Below are 22,693 nucleotides of genomic sequence, written 5' to 3'. Positions count from 1 at the left end.
TCCCGGCGGGCAAGAGCCTTGTACGAGCTGGCTTGCCAGCGAAACGGGCCATTCGCTGGCAAGCCAGCTCCTGCGGGCAATGCAGTTGCTTGCAACACGCCATGCAGACATAGCCTTCGCACCCGGCCTGAATTCGGAAATTACCGGAGGAGCTGCGGTTTTACAGTCTTAATGAAAATAAATACTATTCGCCTCCTCTCCATTTCTCCCCGGTGATCCGCCATGCTCCTGCACATTCCCGGTATCTTCACGACCGACGAAGCAGCGCGTATCCGCGAGGCCCTGGAACAGGCCGAATGGGCCGACGGCAAGACAACCGCGGGCTACCAGTCGGCAAAGGCCAAGCACAACGAGCAACTGCCCGAAGGCGACGCACTGGCGCGCGAGATCAGTACCGCCATGCTGCAGCGCCTGTGGAACAACCCCCAATTCATGTCCGCAGTACTGCCGAACAAGGTGTACCCGCCCCTGTTCAACCGCTACCGCGGCGGCGGCACCTTCGGCTACCACATCGACAATGCCGTACGTGCCATCAAGGGCAGTCCCGAACAGGTGCGCACCGATGTGTCCGCCACGTTGTTCTTCAGCGAACCGACGTCCTACGAGGGCGGCGACCTGGTGATCCAGGACACCTATGGCGCTCATCGCGTCAAGTTGGCCGCTGGCGACCTGGTGATCTACCCCGCCAGTAGTCTGCATAAAGTGGAGCCGGTCACCCGTGGCGAACGACTGGCCTCCTTCTTCTGGGTGCAGAGCATGGTCCGCGAGGACAGCCAGCGTGCCCTGCTGTTCGAGATGGACCAGGCGATCCAGAGCCTCGCCCGCGACGTGCCTGACCACCCAGCCCTGCTCCAGCTCACAGGCAACTACCACAACCTGTTGCGCCGCTGGGCCGAGGTCTAGATGAACTTCACCCTGAGTCGCACCGAAACCCTGGGTGTCGATGAACTGCCCGAACGCCTCGCTGCCGATCCGCGCCAAGCCGCACGAACCATTCTGGCTGCAGCGCGCGAGGGTGTGACCGAGGCGCAGACGCTACTGGGCCAGATTCTCCTCGACGGCCAAGGCATCGAACAGGACGCCACGCTGGCGCGAACCTGGTTCGGTATTGCTGCCGAGGGCGGCGACGCCATGGCCCGCAACATGCTGGGCCGCTGCCTGGAGCAGGGCTGGGGCGGCGCAGTCGACCTGTCCGGAGCTGCTCGTGAGTACTGCCGTGCCCTGGAGTCCGGGCTGGATTGGGCGATGTACAACTATGCGGGCCTGCTGGCATCCGGACGCGGGGTGGAAAAGAACCAGAGCCAGGCATTCGCCCTCTACCTGCGGGCTGCCGAGATGGGTCATGCCAAGTCGATGAACCTGACAGGCCGTTATTACGAAGAAGGCATCAGCGTCGAGCCGTCGATGGAGCGAGCCCGGGACTGGTATCGCCGCTCAGCCGAAGGCGGTGACTTCCGCGGTCAGTTCAGTCACGCCGCCGTACTGGCGGATGACGGTCAACTGGACGAAGCCTTGCACTGGCTGCACAAGGCCCTGGCGGGCGGTAACCTGAACTTCCTCCGGGTCAGTCGCGCCAGCCTCGCCCGAGCGCCGCAGGCAGAACTGCGTGCGCTCGCCCTTGCTTACCACCAGCGCGCCGCCGAGCTTGGCGACGAAAGCGATCGCCAGGCACTGGCGGCCTATACATGCGCCTGACCCCGCCTTACCGCGCGGTTTCCGGCAGGCGTTGGCCGGGCAGATTAGTCCACGTACAGCGCGCGATGCCCTGTGTTCTCCAGGGCTTCACAGCCCCATCAGCCAGACCAACGCCACTATCGGCGCCACGCCCAGGGGCAGCCAAACCGCAAGGCGCGGCCGGTAGGGCAGCAACAGGACCAGCGCAAAACCCGCCAGGGAAATCAGGCCGAACCAGCCCACCGGCCCCATGGCCCAGCCCCAGGCACCAACGCTGGCAACCAGACTCAGACCCAGGCCAAACCAACCGCCCGCTCGCAGACCCCGGCGCAGCAGAGGCGTTGGCAAGCACTGCCAGACCTGTTTGAAATGACGCTCCAGTCCTATGCACAGCGCCAGCATCCCGCCATAGGCGAGCCACAGGCCTGACAGAAATCCTGCAATCATTTCAGTTCACCTCCGCCAGCGTGCGGGATGGGCGACGCGCAGTCGATCGATCGGCAGCGGGCCGAACCCTATGCGCCGTCCAGGCCAGCAGCAAGCCACACGCCATGGCAGTGAGTTCCAGCAACAGCCGGCTTCGCTCGGTCCAGGGCGCCTCCAGGCCCAGGAAGCTGGCCAGCGGCAAGGCCAGGCAAAGCAACGCCGCCAGCCCCAATTGTTCGCGCCAGGCAGCAAGGTACGGGCGCAGCCAGGCATGCCCCAGACTAAGGACCCAGAGGGCGAAGAACACCCGCACTTCCCAGGTACCCCGCTGCGTCAACTCCACCGGTAACAGACGGTTGGCCCAGAGCAGGCCCACGCAGGCCAGGGTCAGGCCAGCCACCACCGCCACATTCAGCCGCTCGGCAGCCCGGTAGAGAGCGGCGGCTACGGCGCCCTCTGCATCGGGCCGACGGCGGCGCTTGACGGTGAAGAGGACCAGACCGGTTGCGATCATCGCGCTGCTCACCAGGCCACAGAAGAAGTAGAGCCAGCGCATGGGATAACCGCCGAACTGAGCGAAATGCAGGCCGGCCATCACCCGCTGGGTGAGCTGGGCCGCCCGCATCTCTGGCGGCCCTTCCAGCAACTCACCGGTCACCCCGTCGAAGACCATGTTCTGCCCTTTGGTCAGTGCGATGCGGTTGCCCAGCACACGCCGAACCTCGATACGCGCATCGGCACGTCCAGGGTTCTGGATCACCACACCGCCCACGGGTCCCATCCTCCGCTCCGCCTCGGCCAGCACCGCCCCCAGGTCGGTCAGCGGCGCGGCCGCTACCGGCCCACGCGGGCTCGGCGCGTGATGATGGCCGTGCTGGGCCTCGGCGTAGGCACGGAAGTCACCCTCGAACAGGGCGTCCACCGCCGCGGGCATATAGATGAGAAAGAAGATGACCAAGCCGGTGTAGCTGATCATCAGGTGGAACGGCAGCAACAGCACTGCGCTGGCGTTGTGGCCATCGAGCCAGGAACGCTGGCCCTTGCCGGGCCTGAAAATGAAGAACTCCTTGAAGATCTTCTTGTGGATCACGATGCCGGAAACCAGAGCCGCGAGCATCGCCATAGCCGCCAGCCCGACCACCCAGATGCCAATGCTTCGCGGCAGGTCGAGGGTGAAGTGGAAGCGGAAGAAGAACAGACCGCCAGCGGTTTCACGCACAGCGAGAGGCTCGCCCGTGGCTGGATCAAGGTGTTGGCCGCCGCCGTGGCGCCGGCCACCGGTGGAAACCACCAGGTCCGGCGCCCGTTCGCTGGGCAGACTGATGCTCCAGATCCTCTCGTCTGCCTTGTGCTCGCCGAGCCAGGTCAACGCGCGCTCGGCCGACTCAACCTGGGAGACCGCTCGCACCGGTACTTCCGGACGCATCCAGTTGTCGATCTCCTGATCGAACACTGCGAGGGTGCCGGTAAGGAAAATGGCGAACAGCAACCAGCCGAACAGCAGGCCACCCCAGGTGTGCAGCCAGGCCATGGATTGGGTGAAGGTGTTCTTCACGGCTGAACCTCCAGGTGCTCAAGGGAAACCCCAGCGGCCATTCGCAACGCGGGCAGCAATGAGGCGGCCAGGGCCGGGCCATGCCCAAGCCCCGGAAATTCGATATAGCGAGTGACAAGGCCGGGCCATTGGCCGAGGCGTCGCGCCAGCTCGCGCGCCGCTTCGGGGGGAACGGATTCACGCTGGAGCCGCCGCTCCCGCTCCGCAGCATTGGCCGGTACCCGCGACGACTGTTCCGCATCACCCTTGGTCATCAGCAAGCGCGCGCGCTGGCCGGCGGCGAGGCCACCGAAGCGTTTCTCCAGTTGCAGCAGGTAACCGTCCCGCCACCACAGCGATGGACTCGCCGCTGCGTAGGATTGAAAGGCATCGGGCCGGCTGAACAGGCTGTAGAGCACGAACAATCCGCCGTAGGAGTGCCCCCAAAGGGCCTGACGTCCGGGATCGATGGGCGCCAGTTCCGCCACCTGCGGCTTGAGCCTGGTCTCGATCAGCCCGAGGAACTGCTCTGCCCCGCCGGCGCGGCGGGTCTGTTCGAGGTCATCCCAGATCGGCTCGACGCCCATCGGTGGCGTGTAGTCGTAGGTCCGCATCGCCACGTCGAAGCGACGGTTCCCAGCATGACCAATGGCAACCAGCACGGGCGGATCGGCGCGGTCCAGTTCGGCCAGCCACTCCTCGCGTAGTGCCTCGATTGCGGCGTTGCCATCGAGCAGGTAGATCACCGGATAGCCGGCCGCCGACGGCAATCGCCGAGGAATGCCTATTCGCACCTGGTAACCGCGCAAGCCGTCGGCGGACGTCACCACCAGCGACTGGAACCGGTAATACGCAGAGCCCTGCTCAGCGACACCGGGCGCAACAGCCTTGTCCAGGTCGGGCCTGGCCTGGACTTCCGAAAGCCAGGGCCAGCAGCACAGCAGGACGAGCAGCAGCTGCCTCATGCCACCCACTCCAACAGTTGCGGCCAGAAGCCCACTGCCGCCAGCGGCAACGCCCAGGCGGCGAGCAACCAGGCCTTCCACGCACTGCGCGCGGAGAAGGCCCAGAGGATGGCGAAGGTGAAGACGGCAAAGGACGGCAGCGTGGCGACTATCACCGCGTCCGCCCCGTCCAGGGGCGACAGCCGGGCCAGGGCGGCGGTGAAGGCGTAACTGAACAGGTAGCCACCAAGCAAGGCGGCGGTGCTGCGTGACAGCACCGCCAGCCAGGCTGGCGCAACCCAGGCGAACCACCTGGCGATCATCGACTTGCCAACCCTCAGAAGGCGGTAGTGAAGGAGGCGAAGTAAGCGCGCCCCGGCTCGTTGTAAGTGTTGGCGCCCGCGTCGCCGGCGTTGCCCTCACGATAAATGCGCTTGTCGAACAGGTTGTTCACCCCCAGGCGCACGCTGAAGTTCTTGTTGAACTCGTAGCCAGTGCTGATGCCCACCAGGGAGTACGGGTCGACATCTTGCTGCGCGCTGCTGTCGTAGGCCTGGTCGGTGCGCGGGTTGAGCGATGGTGCTTCCTGCTTGCCGTAATGGGTGGCATTGACCTGGAAGGAGAGCTGCTCGGTCGCGCGCCAGTCCAGCGACGTGTTGATGGTGTATTCGGGGATGATGCTCAGCGGCTCGCCGGTGTCGCGGTTCTCTGACTCGATCATGTAGGTGACGTTGGTGTTCCAGTCGAGATTCGGTGCCAGGGCGACGAAGAGGTTGCCCTCGACCCCCTCGACCACCGCCTTGCCAGCGTTCTCCCACTGCTGCACACGACGACCGTTGGCCAGGCGGAAGGCGAAATCGTTGCTGCCGACGATCTTGTTCTTGTAATCGTTGCGGAAGTAGGTCGCGCTGGTCCGCCAGGTCCCTTTGTCCAGCGCCAGGCCGATTTCCTTGTTCACGCTGATTTCCGGTTCCAGGTCCGGGTTGCCAACCAGGTAGCAGCCGCCGCTGTTGGTTTCGTTGGCGTTGCAGCCGTTGCCACGGCTGTAGAGCAGATAGTTGGGATTGGACTGGTAGAGGTTCGGCGTCTTGTAGGCGCGGGCGATGCCGCCTTTCAGGGTCAGTTCGTCGGTCAGTTGGTGCGACGCGTTCAGGCTGGGGCTCCAGTTGGGGCCGAAGTCCTGGTGATTGTCGTAGCGCAGGCCCGGCGTGACGATGGTGTCCGCCCCCAGCTCGATATTGTCCTCGGCATAGAAGGCGTAGCTGTAGGCCGAGGTCTTGGTGCTGTTGCGGTCGAAGCCTGCCAGGTTCGGCACGCCGCCGGTGCCGGGATCGAAGCTCTGCGCGCGCATGGAGCCCGGGTCATTGAGGGTCTCGTAGAGGTACTCGGTGCCCAGTGTCAGCACCTGCTCCAGACCGAAGCTCAGTGGCAGGTTCACTTCGGCGTTGGCGCGGGTGTTGCGCAGGCGCGAGGTGAAATCGCCGGAGCCTTCGCTGGGCGCGCCCTCAGGTCCGCCGGCCAGGCCCTCGTTGAGGCGCCAGTTGCGGGTGTAGTCATAGCCGAGGGACGCCGTCGAAGAGCCCCAATCGAAGTCGCCGGAATGGGTCAGCGCATAGCTGGTGCGCTGCAGGACGTTGGTTTCCTTGCCGATCAGGCTGCTGATGAAGTCCGGGTTGCCGCCTGCGTTGTTGTTCATGGTGTCGCCGGTATAGATGTTGCCCTGGCGGCTGTAGCTGGCTTCCAGGTCAAGGGTCTGTTCCGGCGTCAGCTGCCAACTGAGCAGGCCGTTGACGTCCTTGTTTCGAACACCTTCACGACCGGCGACTACCGAATCATCGCTTGCCTGGTGAGCGGCGTTGATGTCGGCATCGTCGGCGTCGGTCTTGCTCACGCCGCCGTAGACTCGGAAAGACAGGGCATCGGCGAGCGGGCCGCTGAGGCTGAAGTTGGTGCGCTTGCTCATGCCTTCGGCGTCGTCTTCAGGCAGCGAGGTGAAGGCGGTGACCGAGCCGCTCAGCTTGTCCGTCGGACGTTTGGTGATGATGTTGATCACGCCCCCCATGGCACCCGAGCCATAACGGGCCGCCGCCGGGCCACGGAGAATCTCGATGCGTTCGACCTGCTCGGCCGGTACCCAGTTGGTTTCGCCGCGCGTGTCGCGGTCACCGTTCCAGCCATAGCGCACGGCGTTGCGCGAGGTGGAGGGTTTACCGTCGATGAGGATCAGGGTGTTCTCCGGCCCCATGCCGCGCAGGTCGATCTGACGATTGTTACCACGGCTGCCGCTGGTGCTGTTTCCCGTGAGGTTGACGCCCGGCTCGCGGCGGATGATCTCGGACAGGTCGTTCACCGGCGGACGCTTCTGGATGTCCTCGGCGGTGATGATGGACACACCCGGCGCCTGCTTCAGCTCCTCTTCGGCAGTGCCCAGCACGCGGGTTTCTTCCAGCTCCATGGCCTGGCGGGTACCGGGAACCGGCAGGTCAGTGGACTCCACCGGCACTTCGTCACCCTCGAGTTCCAGGGTGGCGGAGAAGCCGAGGCCAGGCGCGGACATCGCCAGCAGGGCCAGGGTCAGGTGGCTGAGTTTGAAACGCGGTTGCATGCTCCATCTCCTTGACGCGGGTGAACCCGGGCCGAAGGAAACGGCGCCCTGTGAAGGGCGACACGTCGAGCTAAAGGATCAGATGGCGAATGCGCCCTGCCTGGCCGGAACTATCCGGCCTGCCCCGCTGTCGGCTCGGGAATTGGCGCAAATGCTATTTATTCCTATTTGAGAGTAAATCTAATTTACAAAGTATACGTTTGCAGCCGCAGGTTCATGCGCAGACCGGTGCCTGTGTTTTCCGCCCAGAGTTCGCCGCCCTGAAGGCGCACCATGCTTCTGGCGATGGACAGCCCCAGGCCGAAGCCATCGCCGCCTGGCCTTTCAGCCGCCAGCCGGGTGAAGGGCATGAAGATGGTTTCCAGCTGACTGTCGGCGACTCCGGGGCCTTCATCATCGACCCAGAGATGCCAGCGCCCCCCGTCCTGACGGCCTCCCAGGCGCACATGGCCAGCCTCCGGCGAATGACGAATGGCGTTGCGCAGAATGTTCTCCAAGGCCTGGGCCAGGCCGTTGAGATGGCCACGTACCCGGCACTCCGGCCCCAGTTCGCAAGGCATGCGAGCCACATCCCAACCCGCTTCGAAGGACGCGTTTTCCCGCAGCACCTCCCAGAGGGAGGCCACCTCCACCTCCTCCAGAGGCAACTCGGGACGATCCGTGTCCAGCCAGACCAGTTCGAGGGTGTCGTTGACCAGGCTCTCCATGCTGCGCACCTCGCGTTCCAGGCGCTGGCGCAGTGCTTCGATGTCGTCGGCACCTTCGCTGGCGACACGCAGGCGACTGAGGGGGGTGCGCAGTTCATGGGACAGGTCCCGTAGCAACTGGCGCTGGAAGGCGACCGTGTTTTCCAGGCGTCCGGCCATATGGTCGAAGGCGCGCCCCAACTCGCCCAACTCGTCCTGCCGGGTACTGACCGCCCGGTCGACACGCGTGCCCAGGCGGTCTCCGCGCAGGGCGTTGGCCTGCTCGCGCAGATGCGTCAGGGGGGAAATCAGCACGCGATAGAGCAGCACGCAGAGCAACAACGCCAGCGCCCCAGGTACCAGACCGTGGATTACCAGTTGCCAGGCCATGCCGAAGCCACTGGGCAGGAAGCGCTCGGGCAGCTGAATCACCAACTGGCCGGCGTGCGGATTGCCCGGAAAAGGCAAGCTTACGGTCGGCAATCCGACTGCACGCTTGCTCATGGGCCAGTCGATCCGCCGCATGAAGGTCAGGTGGCTGCGCTCCTCGACGCTCAAGGGGCGGCTGCCAAGGGACTGCAGGTCGCTGCCGATCACCGCTACCCAACTCGACTCGCGGGTCGCCATGTCCGCGACCCAGGCATCGACGCCCCTGGCGCCTCCACGCATCCAGGCCGTTTCCGCCTCATGGGCATAGGCCGTGAGCTGCTCGCGGGCCGCTTGCGTCAGGCGGTAGCTACGTAGCTCCACATAGGCACTCCAGGACCGGCTGAGCCAAAGCACCAGCAAGCAGAAAGCCACCAGCAGAACCGCCAGTTTCCAGAACAGCGAATGGCGCCCGGGCAGCCTCATGATGGCTGGCGCGTCAACAGGTAACCCTTGCCCCAGACCGTTTCCAACCGCCCGGCGCTGTACCCGACGGCGTGCAGCTTGCGGCGAATGTGGCTGACGTGCATGTCCAGCACACGGTCATGCTGGGAGAAGGCGCGGTGCAGCACCTGCTGATAGAGGAAGGGTTTGCTCAGCACCTCCTCGGCGTTGCGCGAGAGTAGATCGAGCAGCCGGTACTCGGTGGGGGTCAACCCCGCCCACTGCTCGCCCAGGCGAACGTCATTGCGGTTATCGACGAAATCCAGTTGCGGGTCCTGGTTGGGTTCCACCGACGCTTCCACCCGCTCGTAGGCAACGCGGCGCAGCACGGCTTCAATGCGCACCTCCATCTCCCCCATGCTGAAAGGCTTGGGCAGGTAGTCGTCGGCGCCCTGGCTGAAACCAGCGATGCGATCCTGCTCCGCACCCAGGGCGGACATCAGGATCACCGGCACCTTGCGTTCGCGGCGCAAGTGGGCGAGCGCGTCCAGGCCGTTGCAGCCTGGCAGCAGGATGTCCATGAGGATCAGATCGAAGTCTTCCTCGCGGGCCAGCCCCAGGCCCTCCTTGCCGTCGTGGCGGAGCGTGACATCGAAGCCACGACCACGCAGGTGGTCGTGCAAATGGGCTGCCAGCAGGGGATCGTCCTCGATGGCAAGGATGCGAGCGGGGGCACGGGGTGTGACCTGCATGAAAATAACCTGCAAATGCGAAAAATTACCGTATGCGAATTGTGGCAAAACTGCCGGAAGATTCCCATCCAATGAGTCGCTACACTGCGCGGAAAGCGCATTGGGAGGAGTGGCGTGTACAAGGATCTGGGCATCAAGGGCCGTGTGCTCATGCTGACGCTGCTGCCAACCAGCCTGCTGGCGCTGGTGCTGGGCGGCTATTTCACCTGGGTGCAGCAGGCCGACATGCAAGCCCAACTACTTCAACGCGGCCAGATGATCGCCGAACACCTGGCGCCACTCGCCGCGCCCGCCCTGATCCGCGGCGATGCCGTGCTGCTGGAGCGGATTGCCGACCACGCACTGGATCAGGCTGATGTGCGCTCGGTGAGCTTCATTGGCGCCGACCACAAGCGCCTCGCCCACGCCGGGCCGCGCATGCTCAATGAGAGCCCTGACGGCGAGGGCGACAACCTCGCCCTGAAGAGCAACACCGATGCCACCCGATTCCTGCAGCCCGTGTTCGAGCGTCACCGGGTGCTGTCCGGCGACAACGCACCGCTGTCCAACGACAACCTGCTGGGCTGGGTGGAGCTGGAGATGTCCCACCAGGGCACCCTGCTCCGCGGTTATCGAAGCCTGCTCGCCAGCCTGCTGCTGATCACCACCGGCCTGGGCGTCACCGCCCTGCTGGCCTTGCGCATGAGCCGCGCCATCAACGACCCGCTGCGGCGCATCAAACAGGGCGTCGCGCTGCTCAAGGAAGGCCGCCTGGAAACCCGCCTGCCGCCCCTGGGCAGCCATGAGCTGGATGAGCTGGCCTCAGGCATCAACCGCATGGCCGAGGCCTTGCAGACGGCACAGGAAGAGTTGCAGCACAACATCGACCAGGCCACCGAGGACGTTCGCCAGAACCTCGAGACCATCGAGATCCAGAACATCGAACTGGACCTGGCACGCAAGGAGGCCCTGGAGGCGAGCCGCATCAAGTCCGAGTTCCTCGCCAACATGAGCCACGAGATCCGCACCCCTCTCAATGGCATCCTCGGATTCACCAACCTGCTGAAGAAAAGCGACCTCACCTCGCGTCAGCAGGACTACCTGAACACCATCGAGAAATCCGCCGACAGCCTGCTGGGCATCATCAACGAGGTGCTCGATTTCTCGAAGATCGAGGCCGGCAAGCTGGTCCTGGAGAACATCCCGTTCAATCTCCGCGATCTGGTCCAGGACACCCTGACCATCCTCGCCCCGGCCGCGCACGAGAAGCGCCTGGAGCTCGTCAGCCTGGTCTACCGCGACACCCCGCTGCAGCTGATGGGTGACCCGATGCGCCTCAAGCAGGTGCTGACCAACCTGGTCAGCAACGCCATCAAGTTCACCCGCGAAGGCACCATCGCTGTGCGCGCCATGCTCGAGGACGACAGCGATGACGAACTGGCGCAACTGCGCATCAGCGTGCAGGACACTGGTATCGGCCTCACCGACGCGGACTTGCGCGCCCTGTTCCAGGCCCTCACCCAGGCTGACAACTCCCTCTCCCGCCAGGCCGGCGGCACCGGTCTTGGCCTGGTGATCTCCAAGCGCCTGATCGAACAGATGGGCGGCGAGATCGGCGTCAGCAGTACGCCCGGCGTGGGCTCGGAGTTCTGGATCACCCTCAGCCTGCCCAAATCCCTGGACGAGATCGACGACGCCACCCAGCACAGTCTCGACGGCCGCCGCGTGGCGGTGCTCGAACCCCAGGAGCTGACCCGCCAATCGCTGCACCATCAGTTGGAAGATTGCGGCCTGGAGGTGCTGGACTACCCCAGCATCGACACCCTGGTCGACGACGTCGCCGCGCGCCGCCTGAGCAACCGCCCCATCGGCCTCGCCGTGATCGGTGCGGACGTCCAGACGCTCTCGCCAGAGCAGCTCAGCCAACGGGCCTGGGAACTGGAGCAGCTCGGCTGCAAGAGCCTGGTGCTCTGCCCCACCACCGAGCAGGTGCTTTATCACCGAGCCCTGCCCGAAGCCCACAGCCAGTTGCAGGCCAAACCGGCTTGCACCCTCAAGCTGCAACAGGCCCTGAGTGGCCTGGTCAGCCCGCGTCCGCCGCGCATCGACCTGCCGCAACCGAACAACAGCCGCGCGCCAAGGCTGCTCTGCGTTGACGACAACCCGGCCAACCTCCTCCTGGTGCAGACCCTGCTGAGCGACATGGGGGCTGAGGTCCAAGCGGTCGACAGCGGTTTCGCCGCCGTGGAAGCGGTGCAGCGCGAGCGCTTCGACCTGGTCCTGATGGACGTGCAGATGCCCGGCATGGACGGCACCCAGGCCACCGAAGCGATTCGCCGCTGGGAGAGCGAGCAACGCATCGATCCGGTGCCCATCGTCGCCCTGACCGCTCATGCCCTGACCAACGAAAAGCGCGCCCTGCTCCAGGGCGGCATGGATGACTACCTGACCAAACCCATTGGCGAACGCCAATTGGCCCAGGTGGTGCTCAAGTGGAGTGGCCTCAGCCTCGGCAGTCAGCCGACGCAACGCCAGGGCCAGGGCAGAGAAAGCCATTACGACAACGGCCTGGAGGTACTGGATCCGGAGGAAGGGCTGCGCCTGGCGGCCGGCAAGGCCGATCTGGCAGCCGACATGCTGTCCATGCTGCTGGCTTCCCTCGACGCCGACCGCGAAGCCATCCAGCAGGCCTCGCGCAGCGGCGATCGCACCAGCCTTCTGGAGCGGGTCCACCGCCTGCACGGTGCAACCCGTTACTGCGGCGTACCGCAACTGCGCGCCGCCTGCCAGCGCAGCGAAACGCTGCTCAAGCAAAACGACCCGGCTGCCCCGCAGGCCCTTGAAGAATTGGATGCGGCCATCGCCCGCCTGGCCGAGGTGGCACGACTGGAGGCTTGACCCAGGGCACGTGCAATGGCCAACCGCCAGCTATGCTGCTGAACACTCAAGGAGAACCCATGCGCACCATTCTGTTCAGCAGCCAGGCCTATGACCGCGAAAGCTTCCTCGGCGCCTGCCCCACTTTCGAACTGCACTTCCAGCAGGCGCGGCTGACGCTCGACACCACAGCCCTGGCCAACGGGTTCGACGTGGTCTGCGCCTTCATCAACGACGACCTCTCCGCTGCTGCGCTGGAGCGCCTGGCCAACGGCGGCACCCGACTGATCGCGTTGCGTTCGGCCGGCTACAACCACGTGGACCTGGCCGCCGCCAAACGCCTGGGCCTGACCGTGGTACGGGTACCGGCCTACTCTCCCCACGCCGTCGCCGAGCATGCAGTGGCGCTGATCCTGGCCCTCAACCGACGCCTGCACCGCGCCTACAACCGTACCCGCGAAGGCGACTTCACCCTTCACGGGCTGACCGGCTTCGACCTGGTGGGCAAGACCGTCGGCGTCATGGGTACCGGTCAGATAGGGGCCACCTTTGCCCGCATCATGGCCGGCTTCGGCTGCGGCCTGCTGGCCTTCGACCCGCAGCGCAATGCCAGCGTCGAGGCCCTTGGGGCGATCTACGTCGACCTGCCGGAACTGCTCGCCAACAGCGATATCATCAGCCTGCACTGCCCGCTCAACGACGCCACCCGCCACCTGGTGAACGCCCAGAGCCTGGAGCAGATGAAACGCGGCGCCATGCTGATCAACACCGGGCGCGGCGCCCTGGTCGACACCCCGGCGCTGATCGACGCACTGAAGTCCGGCCAGCTCGGCTACCTCGGCCTGGATGTGTATGAAGAAGAAGCCAACCTGTTCTTCGAAGACCGATCCGACCTTCCCCTGCAGGATGACGTGCTCGCGCGGCTGCTCACGTTCCCCAACGTGATCGTCACCGCGCACCAGGCCTTCCTCACCCGCGAAGCCCTGTCCGCCATCGCCCGCACCACCCTGGACAACATCACCGCATGGGCCGCCGGGCGACCATGCAATCAGGTGGACGCCTAGGCCGTGATAGGATGCGCGGCGCTTCCGGAGGACCTATGGCCGAACACGATTTCCGTTACAACCTGCTCAACCCCGCCCACACCCTGAACGAATGCCGCGCCCTCTCACCGGGTCTCTACCAAGTCACGGGTACTGGCGGCTCGATCCAAGCCGGCGACACCCTGCTGGTGACCCTCAAGGGCAGCCGTGACCTCAGCATGCGCCTGTCCGTGGACAAGGTCCGCCACCTGATCAACCCGCCCGGCCAATGGCTGGCGGTAGCCAAGGGCCCGGTCTTCAAGGAACTTTCGATTCACAACTGGCATGTAGACTGCGACGCCTGCGGCGCACGCCTGGACTTCGAGTTCGCCGTCGACGGCGGCCTTGGCAAACAGGCCCAGGCACCGGCCGCCGAAGCGCGCATCGCCGAGCTGGGCTGGCGCAGCCACGCTGGCAAGCACTACTGCCCGAACTGTCGTCAGGAGGACGCTGAATGACCAAGAAAGCCCTGCTGCTGGCCGCACTGGCCGCTACCCTCGCCGGTTGCGCGACCGATCGCCCGCAGCTGGAGACCGGCACGACATACCAGGTGGAATGGATCGGCGAACGCCCGCTGATCGACCGTAGCCACCTGACCATCACCCTGGGCGACGACAACCGCGCCTACGGCAATGCCGGCTGTAACCACTGGTTCGCGTCCTACACCCTGGAAGGCGGCCAACTGACCTTCGGCGCCGCCGGCAGCACCCGCAAGATGTGCGCCCCCGCGCTGATGGAGCAGGAACAGCGCTTCCTCGACGCCCTGGGCAAGGTCCAGCGCTGGGACATTTCGCCCATCGACCAGCTGCGCCTGTGGCCAGCCGAAGGCAAGCCGATCCGGCTGTGGCCGGTGGAAGGCTGATCGCCTCCTGCCGCTCCGTCCTTTCCATGTAGAGGTGAATTCATTCGCCAAGGGCAGCATCGCTGCCCCTCGCGGCGTCGAAAGGCAGACCTTCGGCCTGCTTGGCGAATGAATTGGCTCTGTCTGTATTACGTGTTGCAAGCACCTGCAGCTCCTACAAAGCACTTGGCCCGATGGCAAATCTCTCGCAACAGCTAACGCAGACATAGCGAATGAATTCGCCCCTGCAGAACAGCAGGTCGCGCATCAGAACAGGTTCAGTTGCTCGTGCGCACCGCGCAGGTCCTGCAACCTCACGCCCACGCCGATCAAGCGCACCGGCTTGTCGCCCCGGGCAAACGCCGCACTGAGCAACTGCCGATAGCTGTCCAGATCACGGCGGGCGCCAGCCTGCTCCAGCGTCGTCTGGGTGAAGTCATGGAACTTCAGCTTCACGAAGGGTTTGTCCGGCTTGTAGGTGCTGTCCAGTCGCGCCATGCGTCCACGCAGCTCGTCCAGCAAGGCCGGCAGCCGCTCCAGGCAAGCGTCCAGGTTGGGTAGATCCTGGTCGTAGGTGTTCTCCACACTGATGGACTGCCGCCGGTTATCGACCTGCACGATGCGATCATCCTGACCCCGCGCCAGGTTGTAGAGCCGCTCGCCGAAGCTTCCAAACTCCCGCGCCAGCGCCAGCTTGTTCCAATCCCGCAGGTCTGCGCAGGTGCGCACGCCGAGGCGCGCCAGCTTCTCCGCGGTCACCTTGCCTACGCCGTGCAACATGTTCACCGGCAGCGCAGCAACGAACTCATCCACCTGGTCCGGCTTCACCACGTACAGGCCGTCAGGCTTGCGCCAGTCACTGGCGATCTTGGCGATGAACTTGTTCGGCGCCACGCCGGCGGACACCGTGATGTGCAGCTCCGCCGCCACCCGTCGGCGAATCTCCTGGGCGATGCGCGTGGCGCTGCCATTGAAGTGCGGGCTGTCGGAGACGTCCAGGTAGGCCTCGTCCAGGGACAGCGGCTCGATGATCTCGGTGTAGTCGCGGAAAATCTGGTGGATCTGCCGCGAGACACCTTTATAGACATCCATCCGCGGCCGGACGATGGTCAGGTCCGGACACAGCTTGACCGCCGTACGCATCGGCATCGCCGAGCGCACCCCGTAGGCGCGCGCGTCGTAATTGCAGGTCGCCACGACCCCGCGCTTGTCCGGAGAGCCGCCAACTGCCAGGGGTTTGCCCGCCAACGCCGGGTCATCGCGCATCTCGATGGCGGCATAGAAGCAGTCGCAGTCAATGTGGATGATTTTTCGTTGCGGCATGAGGGTCAGTGGCGCGAGCGCAATTCCGGTAGCAGGCGATGATACCGCAGCCAGGCCAGCCCGCTCCCCAGGCGCTCTAGCGCACTGGTGCGCGCCGCCCGAAAAGCCTTCCGGATTGCTAAATATTTGAGGGAAAAAGAATTTTTCTGCGAAACCGTTTGACAGCCCCCTGCAGAAATGTAGAATGGCGACCGCGGGATGGAGCAGTCTGGTAGCTCGTCGGGCTCATAACCCGAAGGTCGTTGGTTCAAATCCAGCTCCCGCAACCAGTTTCAGGAAAGGCCACTCTTCGGAGTGGCCTTTTTCGTTTGGGCTGAATTAAGTATTTGATTTAAATGAAAGAAATCGTTTGACAGCCCTCTTCAGAACTGTAGAATTGCCGGCGCGGGATGGAGCAGTCTGGTAGCTCGTCGGGCTCATAACCCGAAGGTCGTTGGTTCAAATCCAGCTCCCGCAACCAGTTTCAAGAAAGGCCACTCTTCGGAGTGGCCTTTTTCTTTTCCCCTCCCCCAGTTCCGTCTGTCCAGGCTGCTCGTCAGTCTCCCGTCCGGCAAGACCTCGACCTCTATACTTGAAGCGCACCCATCCACTCGGTGGAGGTTGGTCATGCCCGCCTATTGCGCTTCCAGCGAGGAAGTCGAATACCTGAACCGTGCGCTGCGCACCTTGAGCGGCTGCAACCGCGCCTTGTTGCGCGCCGAAGACCCGTGCTTCCTGTTCCAGGAAATCTGCCGGGTCGTGGTAGAGGAAGGCGGCTACCGCATGGCCTGGGTCGGCCGCGCTGAGCATGATGAAGCGCAGTCGGTGACACCCCTCGCCCACGTTGGGCTCGATCGGGCCTATGTGGAGTCTCTCAACATCACCTGGGCCGACCGTGAGCGCGGACACGGCACCACCGGCACGGCCATCCGCACCGGCACCCCGACCATCACGCGCAATATCCTCACCGACCCCAGGCTCAGCCCATGGCGGGAAAGCGCCATCACCCACGGCATTGCCTCGGTCCTGTCCCTGCCCCTGCGGGTGGACGGCCAGGTTTTCGGTGCCCTGGCGATCTGCGCCCAGGAGCCGGATGCCTTCGGCGAGCGGGAACTGGAACTGCTCAGCGAGGCCGCCGACGACCTCGCTTTCGGACTCCAGGCCTTGCGCGGCAAGGCCATGCGTCGACAGGCCGAGCTCCAGGTCGACGCCCTCAATCGTGCCCTGGCCACCCGCGTGGCGGTCAACCATGCGGTGATCCACGCCAACGATGAAACACCGCTGCTGGCGGAGATTTGCCGGGTGCTGGTAGAGGAGTGCGGCTATCGCCAGGCCTGGGTCGATTACCTTCAGGACGATGCGGCACGCCCTTATAAAGTGATGGCCTGCAACGCTGCCAATGGCATCTGCCAGGGCTGGGGAGCGGGCGGCCATGACGACGGTTTTCACAGCCAGCTTGAAACCGCCCTGCAGGCCGGCGACCCGCTGGTGATGCGTGACCTGCTCAACGACCCTGCCGCCGCGCTGCACCAGGAAGCTCGCGAGTACGGTTTCGCCGCGGCGCTGGCATTGCCCCTGCGGGCCGAGGAACACCTCATCGGCATGCTGGTGATCATGGCGGCCCATGCCGACGCCTTCGATGAGACGGAAGTGGAACTGCTTCTCGCCATGGCGAATGACCTGGGCTTTGGCATTACCACACTGCGTACCCGCGCCCGCGCCATGGAAGCCGAAGCGACGATCCGCAGGATGGCCTATGAAGACACCCTGACCGGCCTGCCCAATCGCGTACGCCTGCGCGAGTTGCTGGATACCGCCATCGTCAACGCTCGCCAGGAAAGGCGCCCCTTCGGCCTGCTGCAGCTGGAGATCGCCCGCAACCAGGAAATCAACGAAACCCTCGGCTACCGCGAAGGCGACCGCCTGCAGATCGAGATCGCCGCCCGCCTCAAACAGGTGGTGGGTGCCGAACGCATCGTGGCGCGCATGGGCGAGTGCGAGTTCGCCGTGCTCATGCCCAATAGCGGCGCCGAGCAGGCGTCGCAACTGGCCAAGCAAATACTCACGGCGCTGTACGACCCGGTGGAACTGTCCGGCCTCTATCTGGAAGCACGGGCCAGCATCGGCATTGCGCTCTACCCCGGCCACGGCACGGCACCCGAGGCTTTGATCCGCCGTTCCGGCAGCGCCATGGAACAGGCCAAGCGCTCCAACGCCGGCTTCGCGGTGTTCCAGGGCGGACTCGACCAGGAATGTGCCCAGCACCTGACGCTGATGGGCGATCTGCGCCGCGCCATCGATCGCAACGAGCTGCTGCTCTACTACCAACCCAAGGTCAACATCGCCAGCAACCGCGTTTGCGGCACCGAAGCCCTGGTGCGCTGGCGCCACCCGCAGCACGGCATGCTGCCGCCGGACGAGTTCGTGCGCCTGGCGGAAAACACCGGGCTGATCACCCCGCTGACGCTCTGGGTGCTGGATACCGCCCTGGGCCAACGCTATGCCTGGCATGAAGAGGGCGATGAGCGACCGATCTCGGTCAACCTGTCGGCCCACGACCTGCGTGACCCGCGGCTTCTGGAACGCATCCAGGGTTCCTTCGCCACCTGGGGCGCAAAGCCCCACTGGATCGAGTTCGAACTGACCGAAAGCGCGCTGATGGAAGACCCGGTGGCCTCGCTGCAGACCCTGTCCGCGCTCAAGGAGCTTGACGCGCACCTGACCATCGATGACTTCGGCACCGGCTACTCGTCCCTCGCCTACCTGCAGAAGCTGCCGGTGGACTCGCTGAAGATCGACCAGTCCTTCGTCACCCACATGACCAGCAACGACGGCTCGGCGAAGATTGTCCGCTCCATCATCGAACTGGCCCACAACCTCGACCTGACTGTGGTGGCCGAAGGAGTGGAAGACCAGTTGACCCTCAACCAGCTCGGTCAGTACGGCTGCGACATTGCCCAGGGCTACAAGATCAGCCAGCCGATACCCGCCGATCAGTTCCGCGATTGGGAGACCCGCTCGGTCTGGCACTGACCGACGCCCCCAGGCCGCGACCAATTGCCGCCCGCCGCTTCCGCACGCCGCGCCCCCCGCTTCAGCCGCCCCCCCGCGCTCGCCTAGACTTGGCGATGCACCCGGCCATTTCTCGCACTTCACTGCAGCAATGCCGGCGAAGAAAAAGTTCTGCCAGACACTTGGAACTTGCTGTCGACGCCCACACTCAGTGGCGCACATTGCCTAGAGGTGCTCGATGCGCGCCAACACTCCGCCAGTGGAACGCCCGGCCAACGGCCAACTCAACGAAGAACCGGCCCCGCTACGCTGGCTCGATAGCCTCACAGCCTACCGGCAGTGGATCGTCATCGCCTTCACCCTGCTGGTCTTCGTGCTCGGCTTGCTGGCCTGCTGGCACCTGCTGCGGGAACTGGACCCCAATGCCCTGCGCACCGCCGTCCACGACGTTCCCGGCACCAGCCTGCTGTTGGCGCTGGCGGCCACCTCCGTCAGCTTCATGGCCTATGTCGGTTACGAGTGGTCCGGCTGCCGCTTCGCTGGCGTGCACCTGCCGTTGCAGCGCATGGCCCTCGGCAGCTTCTGCGCCTCGGGCATTGGTAACGCGGTCGGCCTGTCGATGCTCACGGGCGGCTCGGTACGTTTCCGTCTCTACGGCCGCGACAAACTGGGCGCCGGCGATATCGCCCGCATTACCCTGTTCGCCAGCCTCGCGCTGGGCTCGGCGCTCCCGCCGCTGGCTGCCCTGGCCGCGCTGAGTGCCCCGGCAGCGGCTTCCCTGGCCCTGGGCCTGCCGGAAAGCCTGGTGATCAGCCTGGCCCTGGCTGTGCTGCTGACCGGTGCCGGGCTGATCTTCTGGATTTCCCGCCAGCGCGCGCCGGAACCACCCGTGCCTGGCTGCATCGATATCCGCCTGGGCAATCGCAGCGTGCGCCTACCCGGACTGCGTCTGTCGGCGGTGCAGCTGCTGATCACGGTGGTGGATGTCTGCGCCGCCGCCTGCGTGCTCTATGTCCTGCTCCCGGAGGCGCCGCCGCTCGGCGCCTTCCTGCTGGTCTACATGCTCGCCCTGGCAGCCGGCGTGCTCAGCCACGTACCGGGCGGCGTCGGCGTGTTCGAGGCTGTACTGCTGGCCGCCTTTGCCGGCCAGTTGGGCGCAGCGCCGCTGGCGGCCGCCCTGGTGCTCTACCGCCTGATCTATGTCGGTCTGCCGCTGGTACTGGCCTGCCTGTTGCTGCTGGCGAACGAGGCACAGCGTCTGTTCCCCGCTGGCCGCCAGGCCCTGCGCGCCGCCTCCGGCCTGGCCGCACCGGTGCTGTCGTTGTTGGTGTTCCTGTCCGGCGTGGTGCTGCTGTTTTCCGGCGTTACCCCGGCAGCGGACACCCGCCTGGAACACCTGAGCTTCCTGATTCCCCATCGCCTGATCGACGCCTCACACCTGGCAGCAAGCCTCATCGGCGTGCTCTGCCTGCTGCTCGCCCACGGCCTGCGCCATCGCCTGTCGGCAGCCTGGGCGCTGACAGTAGTGCTCCTGCTGGCTGGCGCCGGGCTGTCGCTTCTGAAGGGGTTCGATTGGGAGGAAGCCAGTCTCCTGACCATGACGGCCATGCTGCTGGCCATTTTTCGCAGCGCTTTCTACCGCCCCAGCCGCCTGCTGGAAGTGCCCTTCTCGCCGCTTAACCTCGCTGCCAGCGCCTGCGTATTGCTCGCCGCCCTCTGGTTGATGTTCTTCGCCTTCCAGGACGTACCCTATAGCCATGAGCTCTGGTGGCAGTTCGAGGTGGACGGCGACGCCCCTCGCGCCCTGCGCGCCTCCCTGGCCAGCGGCCTGCTGCTCGCGGGCATCGCCCTGGCCTGGCTATTGCGTCCGCTGCCACCGACCATCCACGAACCCACGAAAGAGGAGCTGCTGCGCGCCGTCGAGGTCATCCGCAACTCCGACCAACCCGATGGCGGCCTGGTGCTGACGGGGGACAAGGCGCTGCTCTTCCATCCGGAGGGTGACGCCTTCCTCATGTACGCCCGCCGCGGCCGCAGCCTGGTGGCGCTGTTCGATCCCATTGGTCCGTCCTACCGGCGCGCCGAGCTGATCTGGCAGTTCCGCGACCTCTGCGACCACCACCATGCGCGGCCGGTGTTCTACCAGGTGCGCGCGGAGAACCTGCCCTACTACATGGATATCGGTCTGTCCGCGCTGAAGCTGGGCGAGGAAGCCCGGGTCGACCTCCCCCGATTCGACCTGGACGCCAAGAACAAGGCCATGAAGGACCTGCGCTACACCCTCAGCCGTGGCCAGCGCGACGGCCTCGGCCTGCAGATCTACGATGCCGGGACTGCCCCCCTGGATCAGCTGAGGACCATCTCCGAAGCCTGGATGCAAGGCAAACAGGCACGGGAGAAAGGCTTTTCCCTCGGTCGCTTCGACCCCGACTACCTGAACCACTTCCGCATCGCCACCATCGAGTTCGAGGGCAAGCCGGTGGCCTTCGCCAACCTGCTGGAAACCGAGGGCAATACCCTGTCCAGCATTGACCTGATGCGCGTCCATCCGCACGCCCCGAAGCTCACCATGGAGTTCCTCATGCTCAGCCTGCTGCTGCACTACAAGGAACGCGGCCATGCCCGCTTCAGCCTGGGCATGGTGCCCCTGGCCGGACTGCAGCCGCGCCGCGGTGCGCCCCTGACCCAACGTCTCGGCGCCCTCGTGTTCCGGCGTGGCGAGCAGTTCTATAACTTCCAGGGCCTGCGTCGCTTCAAGGAGAAGTTCCAGCCAGACTGGGAGCCGCGCTACATGGCCGTGCCCGCAGGCCTCGACCCGCTGGTGGCGCTGGCCGATACCGCTGCCCTGATCGCCGGCGGCTTTACCGGCCTGATCAAACGCTGAGGTACGCATGCTCAAACGCAACTGGCGACGCCTGCTGCTGATCCTGATCCTCGCTTTGGTGGGCGCGGCCCTACTGGTCTGGAGCCGCCCCGCCCCCCAGGCCAGGCTGGACCATCTGAAACTGCCCGACGGCAGTGCCATGACCCTGGCCAATCCCTCGGGAGCCGTGCAGCACCGCGTGCTGCTGGTGACCAGCGGCAATCAGCGTCTGGCGGATGCCGATTTGCTGACCCTGGCCCGCAGCAGCAACGCGCGACTTCTACAACTCGACCTGCCGACCAAGGATTGCGCGGCACAGCAGCAGCGCTTGCAGCAAGCCCGCGAAACCCTTGGCGGCGAGCCCACCCTGGTGGCCGGCATCGGTCCGGGAGCCAGCTTCGCCTGGCGCTGGCTGGCCGGACAGTTCGACGACACGGCCCAGGCCCTGTCCATCGACTTCAGCCTGGCGACCCCCGACTGCCCCGCCGACCTGCCACAGAAGGCCGCCCACGGCCGCTGGCTGGCCGCCTGGAACGACAACCCGGACGACCCCAGCGCCGCCTTCGCCCGCAACCAGGCCAACGCCGAAACCCTGATCAGCGACTACGACACCAGCCTGGTGCAGTTGCTCCAGCAACGCGTGCAGAGCCTGTTGCAGGGCCAGGGCGAGCCATTGCCTGTGGTGGAAGTACCGGCCGCCAAGCCTGCCGAGACGGTCACCCTGTTCTATTCCGGCGATGGCGGCTGGCGCGACCTGGACCGTGCGGTGGCCGATGAGATGGCCAAGCGCGACTACCCGGTGGTGGGCATCGATTCCCTGCGTTACTTCTGGCAGCACAAGAGTCCCGAGCAGGGCGCTGCCGATCTCAGCCGGCTGATGAAGGAATACCGTGAAAAGTGGGGAGCCAAGCACTTCGTGCTGGCCGGCTACTCCTTCGGCGCTGACGTGCTGCCGGCCTTCTATAACCACCTGTCCAAGGCCGATCAGGATCAGGTGGACGCCATCCTGCTACTGGCCCTGGCGCGCAGTGGCAGCTTCGAGATCGAGGTGCAGGGTTGGCTCGGCAAAGCCGGCCAGGAAGCCGCCACCGGGCCGGAACTGGCCAGACTGCCGGCCACCAAGGTGCTCTGCGTGTTCGGCAAGGAAGAAGCCGACGAAAGCGGCTGCACACAGCCGGGCACCGTCGGGGAAAACCTCGAGCTGCCCGGCGGCCACCATTACGACGAGAACTACCCGGCATTGGCGGAGAAAATGCTGGCTGCCGTCGAGAAGCGGCAGGAACCACTGGCCAAGGATTGACCCAGG

17 protein-coding genes and 2 tRNA genes are annotated in these 22,693 nt (G+C 65.2%); 11 read left to right on the top strand and 8 right to left on the bottom strand.

Annotated features, from left to right (window positions below; all coding sequences use genetic code 11):
• Positions 1-222 precede the first annotated feature (222 nt).
• Positions 223-903, top strand: a complete 681-nt coding sequence (locus G559_RS0106995) for a Fe2+-dependent dioxygenase (protein ID WP_028627560.1) — start codon at positions 223-225, stop codon at positions 901-903.
• Complete coding sequence (locus G559_RS0106990) at positions 904-1,695, top strand: tetratricopeptide repeat protein (RefSeq protein WP_028627559.1); 792 nt, start codon at positions 904-906, stop codon at positions 1,693-1,695. It begins immediately after the preceding gene.
• Positions 1,696-1,782: 87 nt separating this feature from the next.
• Here G559_RS0106990 and G559_RS0106985 read toward each other — a convergent pair whose 3' ends face one another.
• From G559_RS0106985 to G559_RS0106955, 7 genes are all read right to left on the bottom strand, one after another.
• The gene (locus G559_RS0106985) at positions 1,783-2,121 is read right to left on the bottom strand and encodes a DUF3325 domain-containing protein (protein ID WP_028627558.1); all 339 of its coding nucleotides are present in this window, start codon (positions 2,119-2,121) and stop codon (positions 1,783-1,785) included.
• Between the two features lies 1 nt (position 2,122).
• Positions 2,123-3,655 (bottom strand): PepSY-associated TM helix domain-containing protein, encoded by a 1,533-nt coding sequence (locus G559_RS0106980; RefSeq protein WP_028627557.1) that lies wholly within the window; start codon positions 3,653-3,655, stop codon positions 2,123-2,125.
• Positions 3,652-4,599, bottom strand: a complete 948-nt coding sequence (locus G559_RS0106975; protein ID WP_028627556.1) for an alpha/beta hydrolase — start codon at positions 4,597-4,599, stop codon at positions 3,652-3,654. The genes G559_RS0106980 and G559_RS0106975 overlap by 4 nt, the downstream gene beginning before the upstream one ends.
• Positions 4,596-4,901 (bottom strand): hypothetical protein, encoded by a 306-nt coding sequence (locus tag G559_RS0106970; RefSeq protein ID WP_036997035.1) that lies wholly within the window; start codon positions 4,899-4,901, stop codon positions 4,596-4,598. Before G559_RS0106970 ends, G559_RS0106975 begins: the two co-directional genes overlap by 4 nt.
• A 14-nt stretch (positions 4,902-4,915) precedes the next feature.
• On the bottom strand, positions 4,916-7,183 hold the full coding sequence (locus G559_RS0106965; RefSeq protein WP_028627554.1) for a FepA family TonB-dependent siderophore receptor: 2,268 nt from the start codon (positions 7,181-7,183) through the stop codon (positions 4,916-4,918).
• A 185-nt stretch (positions 7,184-7,368) separates the two neighbouring features.
• The gene (locus tag G559_RS0106960; protein ID WP_028627553.1) at positions 7,369-8,721 is read right to left on the bottom strand and encodes a sensor histidine kinase; all 1,353 of its coding nucleotides are present in this window, start codon (positions 8,719-8,721) and stop codon (positions 7,369-7,371) included.
• Positions 8,718-9,431 (bottom strand): response regulator transcription factor, encoded by a 714-nt coding sequence (locus G559_RS0106955; protein ID WP_036997034.1) that lies wholly within the window; start codon positions 9,429-9,431, stop codon positions 8,718-8,720. Before G559_RS0106955 ends, G559_RS0106960 begins: the two co-directional genes overlap by 4 nt.
• 114 nt (positions 9,432-9,545) lie before the next feature.
• On the opposite strand from G559_RS0106955, the gene G559_RS0106950 reads away from it, so the two are divergent.
• From G559_RS0106950 to G559_RS0106935, 4 genes are read left to right on the top strand one after another with little or no spacing between them, the layout of a single operon-like run.
• Entirely contained in the window at positions 9,546-12,308 is a 2,763-nt protein-coding gene (locus G559_RS0106950) for a response regulator (protein WP_028627551.1), read from the top strand.
• A gap of 59 nt (positions 12,309-12,367) precedes the next feature.
• Entirely contained in the window at positions 12,368-13,351 is a 984-nt protein-coding gene (locus G559_RS0106945; RefSeq protein ID WP_028627550.1) for a 2-hydroxyacid dehydrogenase, read from the top strand.
• A 35-nt stretch (positions 13,352-13,386) separates the two neighbouring features.
• Positions 13,387-13,827, top strand: a complete 441-nt coding sequence (locus G559_RS0106940; RefSeq protein WP_028627549.1) for a hypothetical protein — start codon at positions 13,387-13,389, stop codon at positions 13,825-13,827.
• Positions 13,824-14,231, top strand: coding sequence for an META domain-containing protein (locus G559_RS0106935; protein ID WP_028627548.1), 408 nt, complete (start codon positions 13,824-13,826; stop codon positions 14,229-14,231). The genes G559_RS0106940 and G559_RS0106935 overlap by 4 nt, the downstream gene beginning before the upstream one ends.
• 246 nt (positions 14,232-14,477) lie before the next feature.
• On the opposite strand, the gene dinB is transcribed toward G559_RS0106935, so the two are convergent.
• Positions 14,478-15,533 (bottom strand): DNA polymerase IV, encoded by a 1,056-nt coding sequence (gene dinB / locus G559_RS0106930; protein ID WP_028627547.1) that lies wholly within the window; start codon positions 15,531-15,533, stop codon positions 14,478-14,480.
• 192 nt (positions 15,534-15,725) lie between these two features.
• Here dinB and G559_RS0106925 point away from each other — a divergent pair.
• From G559_RS0106925 to G559_RS0106905, 5 genes are all read left to right on the top strand, one after another.
• Positions 15,726-15,802 (top strand) — tRNA-Met (locus tag G559_RS0106925).
• A 114-nt stretch (positions 15,803-15,916) separates the two neighbouring features.
• A tRNA-Met gene (locus G559_RS0106920) sits at positions 15,917-15,993 on the top strand.
• Between the two features lie 146 nt (positions 15,994-16,139).
• The gene (locus G559_RS0106915; RefSeq protein WP_028627546.1) at positions 16,140-18,545 is read left to right on the top strand and encodes a bifunctional diguanylate cyclase/phosphodiesterase; all 2,406 of its coding nucleotides are present in this window, start codon (positions 16,140-16,142) and stop codon (positions 18,543-18,545) included.
• A 217-nt stretch (positions 18,546-18,762) separates the two neighbouring features.
• Positions 18,763-21,408 carry a bifunctional lysylphosphatidylglycerol flippase/synthetase MprF gene (gene mprF, locus G559_RS0106910; protein ID WP_028627545.1) on the top strand — a complete coding sequence of 882 codons (2,646 nt, stop codon included), beginning with the start codon at positions 18,763-18,765 and terminating at the stop codon, positions 21,406-21,408.
• Between the two features lie 7 nt (positions 21,409-21,415).
• A complete protein-coding gene (locus G559_RS0106905) occupies positions 21,416-22,687 on the top strand; it encodes a virulence factor family protein (RefSeq protein ID WP_028627544.1) in 1,272 nt (423 codons plus the stop codon).
• Positions 22,688-22,693 lie beyond the last annotated feature (6 nt).

Source organism: Metapseudomonas resinovorans DSM 21078 (assembly GCF_000423545.1).
Classification (GTDB): Bacteria; Pseudomonadota; Gammaproteobacteria; order Pseudomonadales; family Pseudomonadaceae; genus Metapseudomonas; species Metapseudomonas resinovorans.
The sequence above is the reverse complement of the archived record's forward strand: the minus strand, read 5'-3'. Positions and strand labels throughout refer to the sequence as shown.

Bases quoted from the DNA above. Each gene is read 5' to 3' on its own strand.
- G559_RS0106995 (WP_028627560.1), top strand. From the start codon at position 223: ATGCTCCTGCACATTCCCGGTATCTTCACGACCGACGAAGCAGCGCGT.
- G559_RS0106990 (WP_028627559.1), top strand. From the start codon at position 904: ATGAACTTCACCCTGAGTCGCACCGAAACCCTGGGTGTCGATGAACTG.
- G559_RS0106985 (WP_028627558.1), bottom strand. From the start codon at position 2,121: ATGATTGCAGGATTTCTGTCAGGCCTGTGGCTCGCCTATGGCGGGATG.
- G559_RS0106975 (WP_028627556.1), bottom strand. From the start codon at position 4,599: ATGAGGCAGCTGCTGCTCGTCCTGCTGTGCTGCTGGCCCTGGCTTTCG.
- G559_RS0106970 (WP_036997035.1), bottom strand. From the start codon at position 4,901: ATGATCGCCAGGTGGTTCGCCTGGGTTGCGCCAGCCTGGCTGGCGGTG.
- G559_RS0106965 (WP_028627554.1), bottom strand. From the start codon at position 7,183: ATGCAACCGCGTTTCAAACTCAGCCACCTGACCCTGGCCCTGCTGGCG.
- G559_RS0106960 (WP_028627553.1), bottom strand. From the start codon at position 8,721: ATGAGGCTGCCCGGGCGCCATTCGCTGTTCTGGAAACTGGCGGTTCTG.
- G559_RS0106955 (WP_036997034.1), bottom strand. From the start codon at position 9,431: ATGCAGGTCACACCCCGTGCCCCCGCTCGCATCCTTGCCATCGAGGAC.
- G559_RS0106945 (WP_028627550.1), top strand. From the start codon at position 12,368: ATGCGCACCATTCTGTTCAGCAGCCAGGCCTATGACCGCGAAAGCTTC.
- G559_RS0106940 (WP_028627549.1), top strand. From the start codon at position 13,387: ATGGCCGAACACGATTTCCGTTACAACCTGCTCAACCCCGCCCACACC.
- G559_RS0106935 (WP_028627548.1), top strand. From the start codon at position 13,824: ATGACCAAGAAAGCCCTGCTGCTGGCCGCACTGGCCGCTACCCTCGCC.
- dinB (WP_028627547.1), bottom strand. From the start codon at position 15,533: ATGCCGCAACGAAAAATCATCCACATTGACTGCGACTGCTTCTATGCC.
- G559_RS0106915 (WP_028627546.1), top strand. From the start codon at position 16,140: ATGCCCGCCTATTGCGCTTCCAGCGAGGAAGTCGAATACCTGAACCGT.
- mprF (WP_028627545.1), top strand. From the start codon at position 18,763: ATGCGCGCCAACACTCCGCCAGTGGAACGCCCGGCCAACGGCCAACTC.
- G559_RS0106905 (WP_028627544.1), top strand. From the start codon at position 21,416: ATGCTCAAACGCAACTGGCGACGCCTGCTGCTGATCCTGATCCTCGCT.